A 914-nucleotide genomic window follows, 5' to 3' on the forward strand; every position below is an offset into this window, starting at 1 on the left:
CTGGCCGGCGAATAATACGTTTGGGGTTTTCAACGGGTTTCAGGTTCTCAGCCTTTACGCGCTGTGTATTCTCAGTAACTGTAGCATACTCATTTTCCAAGCCATCCAGTGCACGCTCGATGCTGCCTGCCAGATCCTCCGGTAGCATGGCACCGCTAGGGTCTGCCAGTGTCACAGGGGTACCAGCGCTGTACTGATAGCCGGACATGAATTGCTGAGCGGGATCTGGTGTGGTGAACCTTGACAGTCGTGGATTGAGATACCGGGCACCCAGCTGTACCAGGTCGCCACGGTAGCCACCTCCTGCGTAGCGGGGTTCACTCTGCCCGGCAACCGGTAGACTTAGCAGCATCAGGAGCACTGCTATCTTTGCCGGTTCAGCCATGGGAATAACCTTTTGATCAAGTTTGGTCTTGGCTTCTGAAATCCTTCCGGGGTTTCTGTCTTAATCTCCAGTTGGGGGCTTGGTATATCTTCGGATGTATGTTTCAGTATCCAGCTCTCGCCTTCAGCATCGGCAATCGTCGAGATGGGGGATCCGGGTATGCCGGCGTGATAGCGCGCAGTATCAGTCTGGACTTTGTACTGATAAAAGTCTACCCAGTAGTCACTTTGTGCGAGTTCCACAGTAAGATTCGATATTTTCCGGTTTAGCGTGATGCGGCGGGCGATGTTGGGGGATATCGGGTGCATCCTGCTACGTAGCCATTTAGTGCTATCCAGCTGAGCCCGAAGCTTGTCAGAATACTCGGTCGACCGTTTGAGCATCTCCTGATGGTGCACCAGCCAGGGTGGTACATCTTTACGAACTACGTGATCCCGCCGGAACAGCAGGAGGGAATGCCCCTCGGTTGCCGGCAGGTTGTGAGTAGAACTCAGAAGGGTTGTGTGTTCGGCCGCAGTGCTGTGAGCCT

Annotated in this window: 2 protein-coding genes; both read right to left on the reverse strand. The window is 54.2% G+C overall.

Annotated elements, in window-relative coordinates:
• Window positions 1-385, reverse strand: a 385-nt coding sequence (locus tag ACOCD2_RS22415) for an RHS repeat-associated core domain-containing protein (protein WP_419626159.1), incomplete at its 3' end; no start/stop codon positions are given.
• Window positions 364-914: hypothetical protein (locus ACOCD2_RS22420; protein ID WP_419626161.1), on the reverse strand; the 551-nt coding region annotated here is incomplete at its 5' end. The genes ACOCD2_RS22415 and ACOCD2_RS22420, both read right to left, overlap by 22 nt.

The organism is Thiolapillus sp., assembly GCF_048562965.1.
Lineage (GTDB): Bacteria > Pseudomonadota > Gammaproteobacteria > Chromatiales > Chromatiaceae > Thiolapillus > Thiolapillus brandeum_A.